Origin of the sequence: Nitrosomonas oligotropha, from assembly GCF_009833085.1 — a bacterium.
GTDB lineage: Bacteria > Pseudomonadota > Gammaproteobacteria > Burkholderiales > Nitrosomonadaceae > Nitrosomonas > Nitrosomonas oligotropha.
In genome coordinates this window covers 1-20,738 of the sequence record NZ_QRBZ01000013.1, presented here as the reverse complement: position 1 = coordinate 20,738, position 20,738 = coordinate 1, and the positions used below count along the sequence as shown (strand labels likewise).

At 48.0% G+C, this 20,738-nt stretch carries 19 protein-coding genes; 12 read left to right on the top strand and 7 right to left on the bottom strand.

Going from position 1 to position 20,738, the window contains the following annotated elements; genetic code table 11:
• Positions 1 to 64: 64 nt before the first annotated feature.
• The 4 genes from coaE to ABD07_RS05380 form a co-directional block, all read right to left on the bottom strand.
• A complete protein-coding gene (coaE, locus tag ABD07_RS05395) occupies positions 65 to 691 on the bottom strand; it encodes a dephospho-CoA kinase (RefSeq protein ID WP_160817459.1) in 627 nt (208 codons plus the stop codon).
• Between the two features lie 3 nt (positions 692 to 694).
• Positions 695 to 1,555 (bottom strand): prepilin peptidase, encoded by an 861-nt coding sequence (locus tag ABD07_RS05390; RefSeq protein WP_160817458.1) that lies wholly within the window; start codon positions 1,553 to 1,555, stop codon positions 695 to 697.
• A 26-nt stretch (positions 1,556 to 1,581) separates the two neighbouring features.
• The gene (locus ABD07_RS05385; RefSeq protein WP_160817457.1) at positions 1,582 to 2,805 is read right to left on the bottom strand and encodes a type II secretion system F family protein; all 1,224 of its coding nucleotides are present in this window, start codon (positions 2,803 to 2,805) and stop codon (positions 1,582 to 1,584) included.
• A gap of 196 nt (positions 2,806 to 3,001) precedes the next feature.
• On the bottom strand, positions 3,002 to 3,898 hold the full coding sequence (locus ABD07_RS05380) for an SDR family oxidoreductase (protein WP_160817456.1): 897 nt from the start codon (positions 3,896 to 3,898) through the stop codon (positions 3,002 to 3,004).
• Positions 3,899 to 3,947: 49 nt separating this feature from the next.
• Between ABD07_RS05380 and ABD07_RS05375 the strand changes: the two genes are divergently transcribed.
• On the top strand, positions 3,948 to 5,003 hold the full coding sequence (locus tag ABD07_RS05375; protein ID WP_160817455.1) for a CDP-6-deoxy-delta-3,4-glucoseen reductase: 1,056 nt from the start codon (positions 3,948 to 3,950) through the stop codon (positions 5,001 to 5,003).
• Positions 5,004 to 5,007: 4 nt separating this feature from the next.
• Here the strand turns inward: ABD07_RS05375 and ABD07_RS05370 are convergent, their stop codons facing one another.
• The 3 genes from ABD07_RS05370 to hemC all read right to left on the bottom strand — a co-directional run bounded on the left by ABD07_RS05370 (position 5,008) and on the right by hemC (position 8,014).
• Positions 5,008 to 6,183 carry a heme biosynthesis HemY N-terminal domain-containing protein gene (locus ABD07_RS05370; protein WP_108697870.1) on the bottom strand — a complete coding sequence of 392 codons (1,176 nt, stop codon included), beginning with the start codon at positions 6,181 to 6,183 and terminating at the stop codon, positions 5,008 to 5,010.
• Positions 6,184 to 6,266: 83 nt separating this feature from the next.
• Positions 6,267 to 7,055, bottom strand: coding sequence for a uroporphyrinogen-III synthase (locus ABD07_RS05365; protein WP_160817454.1), 789 nt, complete (start codon positions 7,053 to 7,055; stop codon positions 6,267 to 6,269).
• 2 nt (positions 7,056 to 7,057) lie between these two features.
• The gene (gene hemC, locus ABD07_RS05360) at positions 7,058 to 8,014 is read right to left on the bottom strand and encodes a hydroxymethylbilane synthase (RefSeq protein ID WP_160817453.1); all 957 of its coding nucleotides are present in this window, start codon (positions 8,012 to 8,014) and stop codon (positions 7,058 to 7,060) included.
• A 124-nt stretch (positions 8,015 to 8,138) separates the two neighbouring features.
• Between hemC and ppc the strand changes: the two genes are divergently transcribed.
• From ppc to ABD07_RS05305, 11 genes are all read left to right on the top strand, one after another.
• On the top strand, positions 8,139 to 10,940 hold the full coding sequence (gene ppc / locus ABD07_RS05355; RefSeq protein ID WP_160817452.1) for a phosphoenolpyruvate carboxylase: 2,802 nt from the start codon (positions 8,139 to 8,141) through the stop codon (positions 10,938 to 10,940).
• Positions 10,941 to 10,999: 59 nt separating this feature from the next.
• Positions 11,000 to 12,304 carry an insulinase family protein gene (locus tag ABD07_RS05350; protein WP_160817451.1) on the top strand — a complete coding sequence of 435 codons (1,305 nt, stop codon included), beginning with the start codon at positions 11,000 to 11,002 and terminating at the stop codon, positions 12,302 to 12,304.
• An 11-nt stretch (positions 12,305 to 12,315) separates the two neighbouring features.
• Entirely contained in the window at positions 12,316 to 12,870 is a 555-nt protein-coding gene (gene rsmD, locus ABD07_RS05345; protein ID WP_160817450.1) for a 16S rRNA (guanine(966)-N(2))-methyltransferase RsmD, read from the top strand.
• Positions 12,863 to 13,345 carry a pantetheine-phosphate adenylyltransferase gene (gene coaD, locus ABD07_RS05340; protein ID WP_160817449.1) on the top strand — a complete coding sequence of 161 codons (483 nt, stop codon included), beginning with the start codon at positions 12,863 to 12,865 and terminating at the stop codon, positions 13,343 to 13,345. The genes rsmD and coaD overlap by 8 nt, the downstream gene beginning before the upstream one ends.
• A gap of 15 nt (positions 13,346 to 13,360) precedes the next feature.
• Positions 13,361 to 13,615: a YfhL family 4Fe-4S dicluster ferredoxin gene (locus tag ABD07_RS05335; RefSeq protein ID WP_132428848.1), complete on the top strand. Its 255-nt coding sequence runs from the start codon at positions 13,361 to 13,363 to the stop codon at positions 13,613 to 13,615.
• A 159-nt stretch (positions 13,616 to 13,774) separates the two neighbouring features.
• Positions 13,775 to 14,620: an HDOD domain-containing protein gene (locus tag ABD07_RS05330; protein WP_160817448.1), complete on the top strand. Its 846-nt coding sequence runs from the start codon at positions 13,775 to 13,777 to the stop codon at positions 14,618 to 14,620.
• A 136-nt stretch (positions 14,621 to 14,756) separates the two neighbouring features.
• Positions 14,757 to 15,998: an EAL and HDOD domain-containing protein gene (locus tag ABD07_RS05325; RefSeq protein WP_160817447.1), complete on the top strand. Its 1,242-nt coding sequence runs from the start codon at positions 14,757 to 14,759 to the stop codon at positions 15,996 to 15,998.
• Between the two features lie 184 nt (positions 15,999 to 16,182).
• Positions 16,183 to 17,226 carry a type IV pilus twitching motility protein PilT gene (locus ABD07_RS05320; RefSeq protein ID WP_132428854.1) on the top strand — a complete coding sequence of 348 codons (1,044 nt, stop codon included), beginning with the start codon at positions 16,183 to 16,185 and terminating at the stop codon, positions 17,224 to 17,226.
• A gap of 38 nt (positions 17,227 to 17,264) precedes the next feature.
• On the top strand, positions 17,265 to 18,401 hold the full coding sequence (locus ABD07_RS05315) for a PilT/PilU family type 4a pilus ATPase (protein ID WP_160817446.1): 1,137 nt from the start codon (positions 17,265 to 17,267) through the stop codon (positions 18,399 to 18,401).
• Positions 18,402 to 18,784: 383 nt separating this feature from the next.
• Entirely contained in the window at positions 18,785 to 19,975 is a 1,191-nt protein-coding gene (locus ABD07_RS05310; protein WP_160817445.1) for a tyrosine-type recombinase/integrase, read from the top strand.
• Positions 19,972 to 20,631, top strand: coding sequence for a hypothetical protein (locus tag ABD07_RS05305; RefSeq protein WP_160817444.1), 660 nt, complete (start codon positions 19,972 to 19,974; stop codon positions 20,629 to 20,631). Before ABD07_RS05310 ends, ABD07_RS05305 begins: the two co-directional genes overlap by 4 nt.
• The last annotated feature ends 107 nt before the right edge of the window (positions 20,632 to 20,738 follow it).

Sequence of the window (20,738 nt, the reverse complement as noted above, 5' to 3'; positions counted from 1 at the left end):
GTATTGAAGCTTTGCTGCAACTAAGATTATTTCACAAAAAAATAAATTTTCCCAAATAATTTCTTTAGTGCAAGTTTATGGTATCCGATTTATTCTTACAGAGAATTAGATACTTACGATGTAGCTGGATGACTTGTGTCTTCAGGAAATCGACATCCTGATTATTGGTGATTATATCATCGGTTTTTTGTAGGCGGGTTTGCCGGGAAATCTGCTGCGCCATGATGGCCTTCACTTGCTGCTCCGATAATTGACTGCGTGCCATTGTGCGTGAAATTTGCATTGATTCCTCACAATCAACCACCAGGCTGCGCTGAATGATATCGTCGTAATCAGCCGTTTCAAATAATAAGGGAACCACAACTACGATATAAGGTGACCGGGTCTGCTCAATTTGCTTGATTACTTCTTTCAGTATCAGCGGATGAAGGATTTTTTCCAGTTTAATCCGTGCATGACTGTCCGAGAATACCTGATTGCGCATTTTTTCTCTATCCAGAGAACCATTCGCTGTTAAGAAAGCATCTCCGAAGGAATCTCTTATCAAACCGATGGCTTGACCATTTGGCTGGGTTAATTTCCGGGCAATTACATCGGTATCAATGACATCAATACCCAATTCAGCGAAAAATTGACTGGCACTTGATTTTCCACAACCGATTCCGCCAGTAAGTCCAACTACAAAAGTCATTGATTAGAATAAGCCAAAGTAGGTATGAATGAGCTGTTCTCCCCAGAATAAAGCAATAAGCGCTCCACCAACCAGATAGGGGCCGAATGGAATAGGGATACTCTTATTCAGCTTGGCGGCAAGAATCAGTCCGATGCCAACCAGCGCGCCGACCAGAGATGAGGAAAGTATCACCAATGGAAGTTTGCTCCAGCCTAACCATGCACCAATTGCAGCTAACAGTTTGAAATCGCCGTATCCCATGCCCTCTTTACCGGTTATCAGTTTAAAGCACCAGTAAATCGACCACAAGGAGAGATAACCGGCGATAGCGCCAATTACCGCTGATTGAATATCGGTAAAGCCATGATTGATATTAACCAATAGACCGATCCATAGTAATGGCAATGTTATATCATCCGGTAATAATTGCGTATCCAGATCAATAACAGCCAAGGCAATGAGCGCCCATAAGAAGATAAGTGCTGCAATCGCAACAAAGCCGTAACCGAAATGCCAAGCAACAAAACCGCTGATAATAGCGGTAGCGGCTTCTACCATGGGATAGCGCGGAGAAATGTGCGCATGGCATTGAGAGCAGCGTCCTCGGAGAAAAAGGTAGCTAATAATCGGAATATTTTCCCATGCGGTTATTTTGTGTCCGCAGTGTATACACGTTGAACGCGGCGTAAGAAGGTTAAATTCGGGTAATGCTTGGACTGCCTCACCTTGAAGTTCGGCGCATTGTTGCAGCCAATTCCTTTTCATCATTTCAGGCAGACGGTAAATTACGACATTCAAGAAGCTGCCGATCATTAAACCGAGTATTGTCGTGCAGGACACAAAGAAAACAGGTGAGTCTTGCAATATGGATAAGAATGACATGTTCTGTGTTCTTGAGGAAATTATGTTTAACCAGCAACCATACCCATTTTGAAGATAGGCAAGTACATCGCAACAACCATACCGCCAATGAGTGTGCCCAATACGACCATAATGATAGGTTCCATCAGGCTGGAAAGCGCGGCAACCGCATCGTCCACCTCTGCTTCATAGAAATCGGCAATTTTACTGAGCATCGAATCAAGTGATCCGGCCTCCTCACCAATGGCGACCATTTGGATGACCATATTAGGAAAAACGTTGGTGCCAGCCATCGAAGAAGTCAAGCTGTTACCGGTACTGACTTCAAGCTGGATGGTCTTAGTGGCTTCGTAGTAAATAAAATTTCCGGCAGCGCCCGCCACGGAATCCAATGATTCTACCAATGGGACACCGGCAGCAAACATGGTTGATAGCGTGCGAGACCAGCGTGCGATCGTGGCTTTGCGAATGACCTCACCGAAAATCGGTAATTTGAGTGCAAGACGATCCATGACCCGTTGCATGGGAACCGAGCGTTTCCAGGCATACAAGAAACCATAAATTGCACCGCCTAGAACGCCTAGAATGGCCCACCAATAGGCGACAAAGAAATCCGACATCTTCATGACCAAAAGCGTTGGAGCAGGTAATTCAGCGCCGAATCCTTCGAATAAATCTTTGAAAGCCGGGATGACAAAAATCATAATGACCGCTGTAATGATAAATGCAACCACAAGAATTGAAATCGGGTAAAAGAGTGCGGATTTGATTTTTCCCTTGATGGCCTGAATTTTTTCTTTATAAGTAGCCAGACGATCCAAAATGCCATCCAAAATACCAGCCGCCTCACCCGCACCGACGAGATTGCAGTAGAGTGCATCAAAATACAGCGGGTATTTCCGGAAAGCATCCGTCAAATTACTACCGGTTTCGACATCAGCTTTGATATCCAATAGTAATTTACTTAAGGCGCGATTGCTGTGACCTCTTCCCACGATATCGAAAGCTTGTAATAGCGGCACACCCGATTTCATCATGGTGGCCAGTTGACGCGTAAATAACGTGACATCTTTGTCTGTTATTTTACCGCCGGATTGGGTTTTCTTGATTTTTGTGACTTTAATCCCTTGGCGGCGCAATGTGGAGGTCACAACGACTGTTCCGGCAGCGCGCATCTCACCCTTCAGCTGTTTGCCAGCTTTGTCCTTTCCTTCCCATGAATAATTGATTTCTTTTACTTTCTTTTCTGCGTGCGCTGTGACAGTTGCCATCGTTAACTCCTAAGAACAGAGGTTCTCATGAAAATCAATACATTAGAAATACTGCAGAGGCTAAAATTCTGCTACGGTTGTTGACAACAAAACCCAAATGAGTGTTTTGAGATTGTGCGGAATTAACGGCAGAGTTTTGTATATTCTTAGTGTTAATTTGAGAAACTGAACCAGCGTGGGATACAACCGCAAGACTTTATGAACTGTTAGCTCGAGCGGCTTTAACACCTTCATGAGCAGTTGGGTATAACAACTGAATGCGCAATTCTTTCTTCATTCTGAGATTCTTGAGCCGCCTGGATTCCTTCATGAAAGATAGCATGCCGGGTGATATTTGTTCGTAAGCTTGGCTCCGGCTGATGCGGGGAGGATGCGGTAAATCAAAATGATCCGCGACCAGATCAAAATATTCTCCCATTTTGAGCCGGGAGTCATCACAGGTATGGTAAATCCTGCCTGGTTTGGCGTGATGCAGAGCAGCATAAATGATTCGCGCAAGATCATCAGCGTGAATATGATTGGTATAACTGTCTTCGCTAGCCAATATCGCCGGATGGCCTTCGCGTAACCGCTTTAATGGCAACCGGTCCGCCGCATAAATTCCGGGAACGCGTAAAATCGAGACAGGAACGTGATTTCGTTTGCCCCAGTTGCGTATTTGCTTTTCAGCGTCAATACGCCGTATTGCCCGGTCATTTTCGGGATTAACGGGATGAGTTTCATCGATCAATGCGCCGTGACAATTGCCATAAACGCCACTGGTACTGATATAGATAAATCGTTGTGGTAGAATCAGCGCACGATTTTTAGTTCGCTTGGTTAATGCGGACAGTAAATGCGCGGTTCGATGATCGCGTAATCCTTGGTTGGGTGGAGGGGCCAGATGCAATATCAACTGTGCAATTCCAGCGAGTTTCTCAAGACTCTTCGGAGAATCCAGATTTCCGTAAACTGGAATAATTCCATGTGACCGTAAATGGCCGGAGTTATCTAAGTTACGGTACAGACCGAGAATCCGGTAATGTGCTTGTAATAGTGGCGCTGTTCTAAGCGCGACATCACCACAACCAATAATTAATACTGTTTTTTTCATATAAGTTATTTGTTTCTAATTATTATATTTTCTATTTGTTTGCTGCTCAATGTCGCATCAAATCATTATTCAGCCCAGCGGGCATGTGTTCCAGGTTGAGCCTGGAGAAACCATTCTTGAAGCGGCTCTGCGTGAAGGATTCTCGCTGCCCTACGGTTGCCGCAATGGTTCCTGCGGTATTTGCAAGGGAAGAATCATTCAGGGAACAGTCGCTTATGGCAATTACAGCGAAGAAACCTTGACCGAAGCAGATAAGCGCGCCGGCAATGCATTGTTTTGTTGCGCTTCCCCATTGAGTGATTTGGTAATCGAGTGTCACGAAATCGGTGCAATTAAAGATATTGAAATTAAGACCTTGCCTTGTCGTGTACATAGGCTCGATCTTGTTGCTCCGGATGTGATGATCATCTCTCTAAAACTTCCAACCAATCAGCGATTACAATTTTTGGCCGGTCAGTATATCGATATTTTGCTCAAAGATGGTAAACGGCGCAGCTTTTCCTTGGCAAATGCACCGCATGACGACGAATTGCTGCAATTACATGTACGGAATTATCCGGGCGGCGCATTTACAGAGCATGTTTTTACGGACATGAAAATTAAGGATATGCTTCGCTTCACAGGCCCATTGGGTTCATTCTTCTTGCGGGATACGCCATCCGATACCGCCACTATGTTCCTGGCAAGCGGCACGGGATTTGCGCCGATAAAAAGTATTCTTGAGCATATTTTTTATCAAGAGGGTAATCGGAATGAAAAAAGGAAAATGACGCTGTACTGGGGAGCGCGTACAAAAGCTGATTTATATCTGATGAATTTGGCCGAAAGCTGGCAACAGCAGCACGATAATTTTACTTTTATTCCCGTGCTGTCGGATCCGTTGCCATCGGACAACTGGCAGGGGAGAACAGGTCTGGTGCACGAAGCTGTCATGCAGGATCACCACAATCTGGAAAAGCATCAAGTGTACGCTTGCGGTGTTCCTGCCATGGTCAAAGCTGCTTACCATGACTTTACCAGTTATCGCAGCTTGCCAAGAGATGCTTTCTTTTCCGATGTATTCACGCCTTCAACCAGCAATCCCCAAGTTGCGCGGGAACCCTAGCGTTTTAACTGAGTTGTTTAAGTGTTAATTGCAACCCTTTGTTGTAATGATCCATTGCCAATTCATGTTTTCCGAGCTTTTCATTTAACTGCGCTAGGGCGAAATGCGCTTTGTGTCCGGGTTCAACAGATAAGCTTGCTTCCAGATAATTTTGCGCTTTACCCCAAAGCTCACAATACGTACAGAGTTTGCCCAGCGTTAGCAGTAAAATCGCATTATTGGGGTGTGATCTAAGCCATACTTCGGCACATTCGATTTGCCTGCTGACGTGGTAATCCAAACATTCCGAATACAGCTCTATCAATTCGTTATCCCATGTCATCGGGATATTCGCTTCGATAATTTTATTGGCCATATTACAGTTACCTAACGAGATATAGGCACGCACGGCTGCGACAGAAAGCTTGCTGTCCATTTTATCCAGCGGTGATATGCATTGCCAGTATTGATTCAATGATTGCAAATCGGTGGCTTTACTTTTGATATTTTCTATTTGCGCATCGTGTTTTAATTTTCTTACCAGCGTCTTGTCCGCTGATTGGCGTTTTGCCAATATGTCAACCAATTCAAGAACCGCATCCCAATTGCCGGCTTGCTGCTGAGCTTCTAGCTCCAGCTGCAGAACGGCAATGGATTGCAGCCCGCCTTCTGCATACAGCGACTGCAATATTCTAAGGGCCTCTTGATAATCCCCTTTTTGCAACATAAATTCGGTTTTGGCGGCAAGGCACAATGATTTTTCATCCGGTGCTTGAGCCAGCGCAGTGTTCAAGTATTGATCACGTGCAGCCACTTCATTAAGTATTTGAGCCGAGCGGGCTGCAATAACAGCGCTGATTGCTTTGGCTGTCGATGAATCGGCCAGCTTGAGCGCAATCGCTGTATTTTTTTGTGATTTAATGTAGTCGCCTTCAAAATAAGCTTTTAATCCGGACAAGAGCATTTCATCCGTTTTCTTATGGCGATGCCGCTGACTGAAACCAAAGATCCCCAAAATAAACCGGACTAGAATATAAAAAACAAAAAAGGCTACTGCTACCGCAAGGATGAATTGATCCAGGGGTAATTCCAGTTGATAAGGCGGCATCTCGATGAGCGCGCGCCCTGTTGTGTTTTTAGCAGCTAGCGTGACAGCTACAGCGGCAGCGAAAAGTGCCAATAGCCAGAGTATCAGTTTCATATATTCTCCTCATTGCAGTAGAGATGATCATTGTTAATATTGAACCGCCGATTGCAAATTACATGAACATCCGTTCGGTTGTACTATTTTCCGGTTACCTGAAAGTATGCTTGTAAGCCTTTCAGTAAGCCTTCGTCACCTGTGGAAGGCGCTTTTATGATTTTTTCCAGTCCTAACTCTTTGGCCGTTTGGGCAATTCGTTCGTGAACTGTAAAAACCGGCGTTAATTTCAGCAATTGTTGGCCAAGCATGCCTATTATGTCAAATAAATTATGCAGTCCCTCGCTGCTGGTGATGATCACGGCATGAATTTTGCCTTGCGACCAATCAGCAAGTAGTGGTGCCGTATCAAGGTCGGGTTTTTTGCGTTGATAGCATTCGGCGTATTCGAGATAAGCACCACGTTGCGCGAGTGTGTCACCTAATAATTGCCGGCCGCCATTGCCGCGAAAGATGACAACTCGTTGCCCGGCGATGTGCTGTAGCTGATTGAGCTTGAGTAGCGCTTCGCTATCGGAATGCTCGGTTGGAATGAGCACATCGTTGACGCCATATTGCTTCAAAGTGTCTGCGCTGCCTTTCCCGACTGCGGCAAATTTCAGATGTGGCGGCAGCAATGCATGCTGCTTGGTTATCAATGGCATGCTTTTGTTGACGGCATTGGGGCTGACAAAGATTGCCCAGTCGAACTCATCCAGGCGCTTGATCAGATCGGTTAAAGGATTCAGATCGGTGACATCGGCAATTTCCAGTACAGGAAGCAAAATCGGATTGCCGCCCAGCGCGCGGATACCTTCCGCAAGAACAGCGGATTGATGCTCAGGGCGGGTGACCAGAATATTGAGGCCGGTAAGTTGTGTGCTCGCAGGCAATGTTATTTCCAGCCCTCTGCGGGGACCAGGGTTGCCAGAATTTCACCGGCGCCTTTGTTGATCAGCTTTTGCGCTAATTGCTGTCCCATTGTAATGCCGGTTTCCGGTTTGCCATTCAGCGCATCGCTGACAATGCGTTTGCCATCAGGTTGCGCCACGAATCCGCGCAGTTGGAGTTTGCCGTTGCTGATTTCAGCAAACGCGCCCAGCGGCACTTGGCAACTGCCGCCCAATACACGGCTCAAGGCCCGCTCGGCTTCGACGCAATAAGCGGTTTCCTGATGATGCAGCGGTTGCATCAGCGCAACCAGATCGGTGCGATCCGCCCGGCATTCGATACCCAATGCGCCTTGACCTACTGCGGGCAGGCTTTGCTCGGGACTCAGCAATGCGGTGATGCGATCGGATAATCCCAGCCGTTTTAAACCGGCGGCAGCCAGAATGATTGCGGCATATTGCCCTTCGTCGAGTTTACGCAGCCGGGTCTGCACATTGCCGCGCAAGGGATGAACGTCGAGATGCGGGAATTGCGCGCGCAGCTGGCTTTCGCGCCGCAAGCTTGAGGTGCCGACGATGCTGCCTTCAGGCAATGCATCCAGGCCGCTATAGTGAATGGAAACAAACGCATCGCGCGGATCTTCCCGCTCCGTTATGGCGGCCAGCGCAAATCCCTCCGGCACATTCATTGGCATATCTTTCATCGAATGCACCGCGATGTCCGCCCGGCCGTCTTCCAATGCCTGTTCGAGCTCTTTAATGAACAGGCCTTTTCCGCCAATTTTTGCTAAGGATTGATCCAGTATTTGATCGCCGCGTGTCGTCATCCCAAGTATGCTGACTTCAGTTTGCGGGTATAATTCGCCGAGACGTTTTTGGATAAATTTGGCTTGCCACATAGCGAGTAAACTTTCCCGCGATGCAATGACGATTTTCTGTGGAGATAAAAGTGAGTTGGGCATTAATAGTATAAAATGAAAAAATTACAAAAAATTTTGTATGATGATTATTTTAGCATGGCCGGTACGGACTTTGCGTGTTGCAAGCGAGTGCCGGATTCTTTTTTGATCGTGGGTATGTAATGCGATGAGCGCTGCTGATTCAGGGAATAATAGTGCCAATAATAAATTGGTGAATGATAAAGACTTACCATTGCGCGAGGATATTCGTTTTCTCGGGCGTATGCTGGGCGATACGTTGCGGGAGCAAGACGGTGACAGCGCTTTTGAACTGGTCGAAAATATACGCCAGACCGCGATTCGTTTTCATCGAGATCAGGATCCCAAGGCGCGCGAGGAGCTGGATGCGATACTTAACCGTTTGAGCGATGAGAACTCCTTGCCCGTTGTTCGCGCCTTCAGTTATTTTTCATTGCTTTCCAACATTGCCGAGGATGTGCATCACAACCGGCGGCGGCGTGCGCATTTGCGCGCAGAATCCCCGCTGCAGGAAGGCAGTTTGACGCTGGCGCTTGAGCGTGTGCTGACCAGCAGCAACAATGCCCCCGCTATTCTTTTCGATTTCTTCAGGAAAGCGGTTGTATCGCCGGTTCTAACAGCGCATCCGACGGAAGTGCAGCGGCGCAGTATATTGGACTGTCAGCTCACCATTGAGCGGCTGTTAAGAGAGCGGGCGCGGACGGAGCTAACACCCAACGAATTGCGGCATAACGAAGAGAATTTACGGGCAACCATTGAGATTCTGTGGCAAACGCGCATGCTGCGGCCAAGCCGGTTATCGGTCAACGATGAAATCGAAAACGGTTTGACTTTTTACAGTTATACGTTCTTGGCCGAAATCCCTTATATCTATGCAAAAATTGAGGATTTTCTCGAACGCCGTTTAAATCAAGGCGAAATTCCTGCGGTTTCCTCATTCTTGCGCATCGGCAGCTGGATTGGCGGCGATCGCGACGGCAATCCTTTTGTCACACACGATGTTATGTTGCGCGCGGTTGAACGTCAATCATCAGTTGCACTGGATTATTACATCGATGCGGCACAAAAAATTGGCCGCTCGATGAGTTTGACCGAGCAATTGGTCGAGGTCAGTGATGATGTCAAGAAATTGGTGGCTACCGCACCCGATATTCCCAACCGGTCCGATGAACCCTATCGGCGGATTTTTCTCAGTATCGGCGCGCGTTTGGTTGCGACCGCCAGACAATTCGGGCACCAAGTCTTGCAGCTCAGCTCGGCGGAAAAGCGAGAACCTTATGCCGACTGCGCAGAGTTTCTGCGGGATCTCGATACCATCATTGCCTCATTGAAACAGCATAAATCCGCCTGGATTGCTCGCGGAGCACTACGCAACTTGCGCCGCGCCGCGGATGTCTTCGGATTTCATTTAACTCCGCTGGATATGCGGCAACATAGCAAAATTCACGAGCAAGTGGTCAGCGAATTATTCCAGCATCACACAGGCAAAAGCGGTTATGCGCAACTCGATGAAAAACAACGCACCGAGTGGCTGCTGAACGAAATCGGTCAATCCCGGCCGATACTCGCCACTTATGACGGCTTTTCCGAATTGGCGCAATCGGAATTGCGCATTTTGCACTGCGCCGCTGACATTCACCGCCGGTTTGGACGAGCCGCACTGCCGAATTACATTATTTCCATGACAACCAGCATTATCAATGTTCTGGAAGTCGCTTATCTGCTGCAGCAAGTCGGACTGTTGCAAAGCGGTGAAACCCCGCAATTGCACCTGAATATTATTCCGTTGTTCGAAACGATCTCGGATTTACGAGTTTGCGGCGAAATTATGGATCAATTATTCTCGACGCCCTACTATCGCCAGCTGCTGGTTTCGCGCGGCAATGTGCAAGAAGTCATGCTCGGTTACTCGGATAGTAACAAAGACGGCGGTTTTATCACGTCGAACTGGGAAATTTATAAAGCCGAAATTGAGCTGACCAAAGTTTTTGCCAAACATAAAGTGGAGTTGCGTTTGTTTCATGGCCGCGGCGGCACGGTAGGCCGGGGTGGCGGACCCAGCTATCAAAGTATTCTGGCGCAACCGCCGGGCAGTGTGAACGGTCAGATCCGCGTTACCGAGCAAGGCGAGGTGATCAGCAGTAAATACGCCGAACCTGAAATCGGACGGCGGAATCTCGAGACACTGGTGGCTGCGACAATGGAAGCGACACTGCTCGGTCATGATTCGCTTGGCGCGAATGCAGACCGTTATTACCGGGCGATGGAAAAACTGGCGTCCGGTTCTTTTGCGGCTTACCGTGATTTGGTGTACGAAACCGAGGGATTTAAAAAATTCTTCTTGGAGTCCACACCAATCCGCGAAATGTCGGGACTGCACATTGGCAGCAGGCCGCCGTCGCGCAAGAATTCCGATGCGATTGAAGATTTACGCGCGATTCCCTGGGTATTCAGCTGGAGTTTGAGCCGGATGATGCTACCGGGATGGTATGGGTTTGGGCATGCGGTGGAAGCTTTTGTCAATCATCAAGATCAGAATGGTCAAGGGTTGGCGTTATTGCAGGAGATGTACCGGGAATGGCCGTTCATGCAAACATTATTGTCGAACATGGACATGGTGCTGGCTAAGACGGACATGGGCATCGCCTCCCGTTATGCGGAATTAGTCGAGGATGTGGCGTTACGCGAGCAGATTTTCGGCCGCATCAAAGATGAATGGTCAAGAAGTCAGAAATGGTTATTCGCCGTGACCGGCCATACTGAGTTGCTGCAAGATAATCCGACGTTAGCGCGCAGTATCCGCAATAGAACGCCGTATATTGATCCGCTCAATCACTTGCAAGTCGAATTGTTACGCCGTTACCGCTCAGGTGAGGATAGCGAGGAAGTTAAACGTTCCATCCATCTGACCATCAATGGTGTAACCGCCGGTTTGCGCAATAGCGGTTAATCTCCGGGTATGGATTTTCCTTATTTACTTTTAGTGAACGCACTGCGGGAGGTATTTGGGTGCAAATAAAACGATTCATTTTTATTGTGTTGTTCAGTCTTTACGCGCAATGGGCCTGGGCCACATTGCCGATCCAATACTGGCAAACAGCTTCCGGCGCGCGCGTGTATTTTGTCGAGAATCATGACTTGCCCATATTGGATATCAGCGTTGAATTCGCCGCCGGTAGCGGCATGGATAGCGCCGCTCAATCCGGCCGCGCCAGTCTGGTGCAGCATATGCTGAGTCTTGGCGCGGGCGGCCTGACGGAAGATCAGATTGCGACAGCGCTGGCCGATGTCGGCGCGCAGCTGAAGAACCATTTCGACCGCGATCGTGCCGGTATTGCCTTGCGCACCTTGAGCAGTGAGCGGGAACGCAAGCAGGCGCTCGATATATTGGCGCGGATTATTCAACAACCGGAATTTCCGCAAGATGTTGTGGCGCGGGAAAAAGCCCGGATCATTGCCAGTATCAAAGAATCCAGCACCAAACCGGATTACATCGGCGATCGTGAATTGATGAAAATGCTGTATGGCGATCATCCTTACGGATTCAATGAAATGGGTGAGATTGAGACGTTGAGCCGGTTGCAGCGTGCGGATCTGCTGACTTTTTACCGCTCTTATTATGCCGCCAAGAATGCCGTCATCGCCATCATGGGCGATATCACCCGGCTTGATGCGGCAGCACTTGCCGAATCGCTCACCGGCAATTTACCTGCCGATGGCGCGAAGACCGGGATTGCGCCGGTATCAATCCCGGCGGCGGGGATAAAAAGGATTCCCCATCCTGCCACGCAGAGTCATATCCAGTTGGCCTATCCGGGACTGCGGCGCAGCGATCCGGATTATTTTCCCCTGCTGGTTGGTAACCACATTCTGGGCGGCGGCGGATTTGTTTCACGCCTGATGGAAGAGATTCGCCAGAAGCGCGGCTTGGCTTACAGTGTGTATAGTTTCTTCTCTCCTTATCAGGAGCAAGGGCCGTTTCAAATCGGTTTGCAAACCAAAAAGGAACAATCGGAAGAAGCATTGGCTTTGACGCACCAAGTGCTGAAAGATTTTGTCGCTCAAGGTCCGACCGAGGATGAATTAACGGCGGCGAAGCAAAATATTATCGGCGGTTTCCCGCTTCGTATCGACAGCAATAGCAAGATATTGGGCTTTCTGTCCGTGATCGGTTTTTATCGTTTACCACTGACTTATTTGACGGATTATCTGGAAGCCGTTGAAGCGGTTACCACCGAACAGATCCGGCAGGCATTTCAGCGCCGGATTCAGCCTGATGGTATGGTGACTGTGATCGTGGGTGCGATCGAATAAAATTTGTGCTGATGGCCTTAACCCGGGGAAAAGTTCGTATCATCGGCGGTCAGTGGCGCAGCCGTTTACTGGCTTTTCCCGAGCATCCCGATTTAAGACCCACCGCCGATCGGATCCGTGAAACGCTGTTTAACTGGCTGGGACAGGATTTGAGCGGCATGCGCTGTCTCGATTTATTTGCCGGAAGCGGAGCGCTAGGTTTCGAGGCCGCATCCCGCGGCGCGGCATCGGTGGTAATGGTGGACGCCGATACAGCGATCTATCGCATGCTGCGGGAGAATAAGGAAAAATTGCAAGCAACACAGGTTGAGCTGGTTATGATGAATGCGATGAATTTTTTGAAGTCGGATACGCGGAAATTTGATGTTATTTTTCTCGATCCTCCTTACCGTCTGGGGCTGTTACCGGAATTGCTGCCCTTATTGCCATGTCATCTCGAAATGGGCGGGCTGGTTTACGCGGAAGACAAAGGCAATTGGACTGCGGATGCGAACTGGCAGGTAAAGCGCGACACAAGAGCCGGCAGTGTGCATTACCGGCTGCTGGAGCTGGCGCAGCATGGATAAAGCGATTTATCCCGGCACTTTTGATCCGATAACCCGCGGACATGAGGATCTGGTCCGGCGGGCCGCGCGTTTGTTTGATCAAGTGGTGGTGGCGGTAGCCGTAAGCAGCAGCAAGAAGCCGTTTTTCACATTGGAAGAGCGCGTGGAAATGGCGCAGGAAGTCTTGTCCGGCTGTACCAATGTCACGATTATCCCCTTTTCCGGCTTGTTGATGAATTTTCTACAACAGCAGAATGCGCGTGTCATTTTGCGCGGTTTGCGCGCGGCGTCCGATTTTGAATACGAATTCCAGATGGCGGGAATGAATCGCGGCTTGTATCCCGATGTCGAGACTTTATTCATGACCCCGTCCGAACAATATATGTTCATTTCCGCCACCATGGTGCGTGAAATCGCTTCACTGGGCGGGAATGCGGACGCATTTGTACATCCCTTAGTGGCTAAAAAGCTGCGCGAGAAGATTGTTAATCAATAGTTTTGTGAGAATAAAATGGCATTAATCATTACCGACGAATGTATCAATTGCGATGTTTGTGAACCCGAGTGCCCGAATGGCGCCATTTCCCAAGGCGAGGAAATTTACCGGATCAATCCGGCTTTGTGCACCGAGTGTGTCGGGCATTATAACGAGCCGCAATGCGTGGAAGTATGTCCGGTGGATTGCATTTCACTCAATCCCGACGTGATTGAAAGTAAGGAACAACTGCAAGCAAAATATCAGGCGCTTATTGCCGCCAAAAAATAAAGTATCCGCAATACGCTTCCCGTTCCACTGATCCTTCCCGACGAAATCCGATAGTTTTCCCCGTTTAATCGTCAGCGTACCCCTTCCGGTTTTAGTTTAATCTTAGTAAGTGTTTAACTTCCTAAGACCCCTTTTTATTTTTTCTTAACAGAGACCTGAATGGATGATCCACGCACGATAGTGACTAACGTTCGCTCAATTTTTTCCTTGCCTGATGTTGTGGTTCGAGTGAATGACCTGATCGACTCCGGAGAAGCAACCAATACTGAGCTGGAGCGTGTTATTGCAAGCGACCCCGCATTGACGGCAAAGATATTGAAATTTGCCAATAGCAGCTATTTTGGTTTTTCCGGGAAAGTGGAAACCGTATTAAAAGCGATTGCCATTATCGGGCACAAAGAACTGCGCAATCTGGTTCTGGCCACATCCGTGACTTCTACATTCAAGGATATTCCACCTGAGTTGGTGGACATGGATACCTTCTGGAATCACAGTATCACTTGTGGCGTTACCGCGCGCCTATTGGCTTCCAGTGTCGACAGCCGGGAGCGTTTTTTTATCGCCGGATTGTTGCATGGCGTGGGGCGGTTAATTCTTTTCAGCCAATATCCGAAGGAATCGGCGCAAGTGTTGAGCTGCATGAATCAGGGCGAGGATGCGGCAATCCAGGCGGAACGCAAGATCTTCGGTTTCACCCATGCGCAACTAGGCGCCGAACTGCTGAAACAATGGAAATTACCGGTCAATATCTGCAAGATGGTCGAGTATCAATTCAATCCGATGCAAGAAAAGGAATTCCAGTATGACGCCAGCACATTGTGTGCGGCAGTCAATATCGCCAGTTATATTCAACCTTGTACCAATCAACCGGTAGAGCACGAAGAAACCATCTCCGATCGCGCACTTCAGGCTTGGAGTTTTCTGGGTTTATCGGCTGAAATTGTTGAATCGGTAATGACGGTGGCGAAACTGCAAGTCATCGAAGTATTCAACGCCATACGCTAATGATCGTGGCATTGTAAGGTGTCATCTTAATTCAATTATTTCATCATGTTATTCCCAATAAACAAAAGCTCAAGTTGATCCTATCCGGGACGATAAATAAAAATCAGCAGGACAGCGTAAAGTTACAGGAGATGGGATGGAAGTTTATCTAGGCAGATTGCCGATCCTTGATAACAAACAAAATTTGGTGGCATATGAGCTTTTATTTCGCTCCGATCAACACAATGTCGTTACGATAACCGATAACTCCGCAGCTTCCGCGAATGTCATCATCGATACCTATGGGCAGCTGGGGATAGAGAATGTCATCGGTAAGCGGCGCGGTTTTATCAAAGTGGATGACAAGTTGCTGCTTAACGATACCATTTGCATGCTCCCGAAAAAACATGTCGTGCTGGAAATTTTAAGAAGCGTGGATATTAACGATGAGATCATTCAACGCTGTTCCTTTCTAAAGCAAAAGGGCTATCAGCTGGCACTTTCCAATGTGACCCACCTGGATGCGCGATTTGATCGCATCATGCCGCTCATCAATGTAGTGAAGATCAATATTACGGCACTGAGCCAGCAGGATTTGCTGAGTCTGGTAAAGAGACTAAGGCGCTGGCCGGTGCTGCTGTTAGCCGAGAAAGTTGAGAGCCAGGAGATCGCCAGAAACTGCATCGCGCTGAATTTTCAAATGCTGCAAGGGTTCTATTTTGCAAAACCGGAGATTATTTCGGGAAAACGGATCGATCCATCCAAACTATCCTTGTTGAAACTTTTGTTGCTGGTGGTCAGGGACAGTGAAGTGGGTGACATTGAAAACGAACTCAAATATCAGCCCGGATTGAGCTATAACCTGCTGCGCATGGTGAATTCGGCTGCCAACGGCTTGCCGAGCACGATTAACTCGATCAAACGGGCCATCATGATTCTGGGCCGTAAACAGCTGCAACGCTGGGTGCAGATTCTGCTCTACGCCGCCAAACAAAGGGACGGCGGCACTTCCGATGCGTTGATGCAAACAGCAACCGTGCGAGGCAAATTACTGGAGTCGATTGCCATCGCGGATCGCCCGCATGATAAGAACCATCAGGATCGCGCGTTTATGGTAGGTGTTTTGTCATTGCTGGATACGTTGCTGGGGATCGAGATGTCCGAGCTCGTCGGCACCCTCAGTATTCAAAAAGACATGAGCGAAGCCTTGCTGACCCGCCGCGGATCGCTAGGATATCAACTTGCATTGATCGAAGCGTATGAAAAAGGTGAATCCGAAATAGTTTTGTCGATGCTGCCGGAACTGGGATTTCTCAGCATGGAAGAGTTCATCCGGCTGGAACTGGAAGCCACAGCCTGGGCTCACCGGATCACTGATGCCGTCAATCAGACGGCATAGAAACCGACGGAATGCTGATGGCCGTTGACCTGAAGAAGCCTGAATTTCTAACCAGCCACATTCAATTTTTTATTGACCCCATCCGTTAACAAGCGGGTTGATTCAGGTTCTGATCCTTACGGGCGGTCAATTCTTATTCAAATGTTTCGCGTTACATTTTGCATTGTCACAAGAGGGTGTCACTATGAATATAGTAGAACTGCTTGCATTTGTCGTTAAAAATAGCGCTTCGGATTTGCACTTATCGGCCGGAATGCCGCCCCTGATCCGGGTGCATGGCGAGATCCGCCGTATCAATCTGCCGGAGATGGGGCATAAGGAAGTACACGCGATGGTGTACGACATTATGAACGACGGTCAGCGAAAATTTTATGAAGAGCACCTGGAGTGTGATTTCTCTTTTGCGGTGCCGAATCTCGCCCGATTTCGTGTCAATGCCTTCAATACCCAGCGCGGCGCCGCCGCAGTGATGCGGACGATTCCGTCAAAAGTATTGAGCCTGGAAGATATTAAAGCGCCCAAAATATTTGCGGAAATTGCCAAGCAACCGCGCGGGGTGGTTTTGGTGACAGGTCCCACCGGCTCAGGCAAGTCGACCACATTGGCGGCGATGATCAACGATATCAACGAAAATGATTACGGACATATCCTGACCCTTGAAGATCCCATTGAATTTGTGCATGAAAGCAAAAAATGCCTGATTAATCAGCGTGAGGTGGGAAGGGATACCCTGAGTTTCTCGAATGCCTTGCGCTCAGCCTTGCGTGAAGACCCGGATATTATTCTGGTCGGTGAGTTACGTGACCTGGAAACTATCCGTTTGGCGATGACGGCGGCCGAGACCGGTCATTTGGTTTTCGGCACATTGCATACCAGTTCCGCCGCTAAAACGATTGATCGTATCATCGATGTTTTCCCTGCCGAAGAGAAGGAAATGATTCGTGCGATGCTGTCCGAATCGTTACGCGCGGTAATTTCTCAAGCATTGTTGCGAACCAAGGATGGCAAAAGCCGCGTGGCGGCGCATGAGATCATGATTGGCACACCGGCAATCCGCAACCTGATACGGGAAGGTAAGGTCGCGCAAATGTATTCGGCGATTCAGACGGGCCAGAATGCCGGCATGCAAACGTTGGATCAGAATTTGACCGACCTGGTGAAGCGCGGCGTGATTTCAATGGCCGAAGCCAGGACGCAAGCGATGAATAAAGATAATTTCAGAGGCTGATCGGCCAATCCAGTTGAGTTGAATTCCGGGAGTGTGTTATGGATAAGGAACAAGCATCGAAATTTATGTCGGATTTACTGCGCTTAATGCTCAGCAAGAAAGCCTCCGATTTGTTTATTACCGCCGGTTTTCCACCGGCGATGAAAATTGACGGAAAAATGACACCGGTGTCGCAACAATCCCTGAGCATGCAACATACTGAAATGCTTGCGCGCGCGATCATGAACGACAAACAGGCGGCCGAGTTCGATGCCACCAAAGAATGCAACTTCGCAATCAGTCCCGCCGGGATCGGGCGGTTCCGGGTTAATGCCTTTGTGCAGCAGCAAAGGGTTGGTTTGGTGTTGCGTACCATCACCACCAAAATCCCGGAATTTGACGACTTGGGGTTGCCGCAAGTGCTGAAAGAAGTGGTGATGAGCAAACGTGGATTGGTCATTTTTGTCGGCGGCACCGGTTCTGGAAAATCCACATCCATGGCCGCACTGATCGGACATCGCAATAAAAACAGCTACGGCCACATCATCACCATCGAAGACCCAGTCGAATATGTGCACGAACATATCAACTGCGTCATTACGCAACGCGAAGTCGGTGTCGATACCGAATCCTGGGAAGCGGCGCTGAAAAACACCTTGCGGCAAGCGCCGGACGCCATTCTCATCGGCGAGATCCGTGACCGTGAAACCATGGAGCATGCGATTGCCTTCGCCGAAACAGGTCATTTGTGCATGGGTACGCTGCACGCCAACAGCGCCAATCAGGCACTGGATCGGATCATCAATTTCTTCCCGGAAGAACGCCGGGCACAGTTGCTGATGGATTTATCGCTGAATTTGCGATCCCTCGTTGCACAACGGTTAATACCGGCCAAGGACGGCAAAGGCCGGGTTGCCGCGATCGAAGTGCTGCTTAATTCGCCCCTGATCGCGGATTTGATTTTCAAAGGAAATGTTCACGAGATCAAAGACATCATGAAAAAATCCTGCGAACTTGGCATGCAGACCTTCGACATGGCGCTATTTGAGCTGTATGAAGCGGGAAAAATCAGTTACGAAGACGCGCTGCGCAACGCGGATTCAATGAATGAGCTGCGCCTGCAAATTAAACTGGAAGGCGCTGAAGCCAAATCGCAGGACCTCAATTCGGGCATTGCGCACCTGGCGATCACGTAGGAACATAGCGCGAAATTCGTGATTCTGAATCTGTTCTGTTAATCTACTTCTTCTTTTACCACCGCAATCCACTAAACTGTGCCGATGCGCTAGCTAAATGGCGATTGGCACAGTCTAATTGCGCGTCAGCTAACCGGATATAATTGTCCCCGTCGCTTAGGACGCATTTTTTATTATGCGTTGTTCATGGCGCCCTGAACACGAATCGAACGTGCGACCTACCCCTTAGGAGTTTCAAAGCCTCCTCATTCTCACTGGTTTGCCAATGTTAATGTGAGTATATTAAACAGTATGTTACACTAATGCTGTATTAACGATATCTCACCAAAATTAATAAAATTTGATCTGCAACGTGGCACTGGCGTGGCACCAATGGAGGTGATATGGAAAACAAAATCAATTTCACTAAAGCAATTATTGATGCACTGCCGATGCCGGAAACAGGTAAGCGCAATATTTATCACGATACGAAAATATCGGGATTACAGCTGCGCGTGACTAGCGTAAAAACCTTTTTCATCAATAGACGGATTAGGGGAGGCAATCCTCAGCGTATTACTCTTGGACGTTATCCAGATATGACGATCGAACAGGCAAGGCGCAAGACATTGGAGTTAGTCCACGATATTGCTGAGGGTAAGAATCCTGCTGATTTGCTTCGAGAAGCAAGGAAAGAAATGACGCTGGATGAATTATTTGAAGAATATATGGATAGGTGCGCAGTTTTCAATAAACGTCCAGATAAGCCGAAAGCGACATATCGGCTTTATTTGTCAAAACTTGGAAATCGAAAGCTATCATCTATCAAACATGAAGAAGTTGATCGACTTCACAAGAAGATAGGTCGTAGCAATGGCCAAGTAACCGCGAATATTGTTCTTAAATTACTGCACGTCATGTTCAACAAAGCAATCAATGAGTGGCGAATATGGAAAGGCGAGAACCCAGCTCACGGAATAGCAAAATTTCCCGAACAATCCCGTGACCGCTTTCTGCAATCCGACGAATTACCTCGATTCTTTCAAGCGGTAGCAGAAGAAGAAAACGAAACAATCCGGGACTATGTGCTGATGTCATTATTGACCGGTGCAAGACGATCCAATGTGCTGGCTATGCGTTGGCAGGATATCAATTTCGAGCGGGCTGAATGGCGAATCGAAGTAACCAAGAATGGCACACCTCAAACTGTTGCATTATCACCTGAAGCAATAGAGATATTGCAGAGCAGGAAGTCATTAGATAGCGCTGAATACGTTTTTCCTGGCAATGGCAAAGCTGGGCATCTAATGGAGCCAAAGAAAGGCTGGAAACGAATCCTAGAGCGTGCAGGAATCGACAATCTACGCATTCACGATTTGCGGCGAACGCTGGGTAGCTGGCAGGCTAAAACAGGCGCTTCATTAGCAATCATTGGAAAATCACTCAATCACAAGAATCAGAACACAACGGCAATTTATGCACGGCTTGACCTTGATCCGGTAAGAGAATCAATCAACAAAGCAACCGGCGCAATGCTGGCGGCAGCAGGAGTGAAGCAGTCTACCAACGTCGCGAAGATAAAAGGAACGAAATGAGTAGAAGGCGGCTTGAAGACGAATTAGATGAGCTTTTAGCTGAGTTTACTCCGCGCAAGAAAAGGGAAGAAGCTGGGGCTAGCAGCTATCAAGAATCTTTGAATAATCCAGATTCATTCGCATATAGATTAAACAAATATGTAGAGCAACTAGGGGATGAAGAGCGTCTGATAATCTACGAAATTGCTTTCGATGCATACGAAGAAGAATATCTTGCTGGCGATCTCAATGCACTGACGAAATGCATTAATTTTTGTTGCACCGAAAAACTGGTTTTACCAAACTGGGCAGCACAGGCATTCCATCAAGGATATACAAAAATCAGTAGTTGTGAAGCTAAAAGTTGGGATGTAGTTCTTGGCAAACCCAATAAAGGCAAACACAAAGCAAAGCGTAGTGAAGAAGACAAGATAAAAATATACCTGTATATACGCGAACAAATCAGCAAGGGAAGCCCCATCGACGAAGGGTTATTTTCAGAAGCAGCCGAGAAATTCGGTGGTTGTTCTACAAAAATGAGTGAAATTTATTATGACTTGGAACGTGTACGTTTGCGGTGGAAAAAATCAATGCTGAAGGGAACTCGAATTACACATGCTGCTTTAGAGTCTTTGGGCATAAGTCCATGGAAAAAAACACGGAAAAAAATTAAATAATCAAAAAACAAGACCCCGCCTCATTTTCCGCGAAATTTTAAAAATTCGCGCATATTCAATACAAAAAGCATAAAACATAATTCCGATTAATCCCGGTTTCTGGGTAT

What these genes read in the sequence shown, in the direction of transcription:
- coaE (WP_160817459.1), bottom strand. Translation starts at nt 691, where the DNA reads ATGACTTTTGTAGTTGGACTTACTGGCGGAATCGGTTGTGGAAAATCA.
- ABD07_RS05390 (WP_160817458.1), bottom strand. Translation starts at nt 1,555, where the DNA reads ATGTCATTCTTATCCATATTGCAAGACTCACCTGTTTTCTTTGTGTCC.
- ABD07_RS05385 (WP_160817457.1), bottom strand. Translation starts at nt 2,805, where the DNA reads ATGGCAACTGTCACAGCGCACGCAGAAAAGAAAGTAAAAGAAATCAAT.
- ABD07_RS05380 (WP_160817456.1), bottom strand. Translation starts at nt 3,898, where the DNA reads ATGAAAAAAACAGTATTAATTATTGGTTGTGGTGATGTCGCGCTTAGA.
- ABD07_RS05375 (WP_160817455.1), top strand. Translation starts at nt 3,948, where the DNA reads ATGTCGCATCAAATCATTATTCAGCCCAGCGGGCATGTGTTCCAGGTT.
- ABD07_RS05370 (WP_108697870.1), bottom strand. Translation starts at nt 6,183, where the DNA reads ATGAAACTGATACTCTGGCTATTGGCACTTTTCGCTGCCGCTGTAGCT.
- hemC (WP_160817453.1), bottom strand. Translation starts at nt 8,014, where the DNA reads ATGCCCAACTCACTTTTATCTCCACAGAAAATCGTCATTGCATCGCGG.
- ppc (WP_160817452.1), top strand. Translation starts at nt 8,139, where the DNA reads ATGAGCGCTGCTGATTCAGGGAATAATAGTGCCAATAATAAATTGGTG.
- rsmD (WP_160817450.1), top strand. Translation starts at nt 12,316, where the DNA reads ATGGCCTTAACCCGGGGAAAAGTTCGTATCATCGGCGGTCAGTGGCGC.
- coaD (WP_160817449.1), top strand. Translation starts at nt 12,863, where the DNA reads ATGGATAAAGCGATTTATCCCGGCACTTTTGATCCGATAACCCGCGGA.
- ABD07_RS05335 (WP_132428848.1), top strand. Translation starts at nt 13,361, where the DNA reads ATGGCATTAATCATTACCGACGAATGTATCAATTGCGATGTTTGTGAA.
- ABD07_RS05330 (WP_160817448.1), top strand. Translation starts at nt 13,775, where the DNA reads ATGGATGATCCACGCACGATAGTGACTAACGTTCGCTCAATTTTTTCC.
- ABD07_RS05325 (WP_160817447.1), top strand. Translation starts at nt 14,757, where the DNA reads ATGGAAGTTTATCTAGGCAGATTGCCGATCCTTGATAACAAACAAAAT.
- ABD07_RS05320 (WP_132428854.1), top strand. Translation starts at nt 16,183, where the DNA reads ATGAATATAGTAGAACTGCTTGCATTTGTCGTTAAAAATAGCGCTTCG.
- ABD07_RS05315 (WP_160817446.1), top strand. Translation starts at nt 17,265, where the DNA reads ATGGATAAGGAACAAGCATCGAAATTTATGTCGGATTTACTGCGCTTA.
- ABD07_RS05310 (WP_160817445.1), top strand. Translation starts at nt 18,785, where the DNA reads ATGGAAAACAAAATCAATTTCACTAAAGCAATTATTGATGCACTGCCG.
- ABD07_RS05305 (WP_160817444.1), top strand. Translation starts at nt 19,972, where the DNA reads ATGAGTAGAAGGCGGCTTGAAGACGAATTAGATGAGCTTTTAGCTGAG.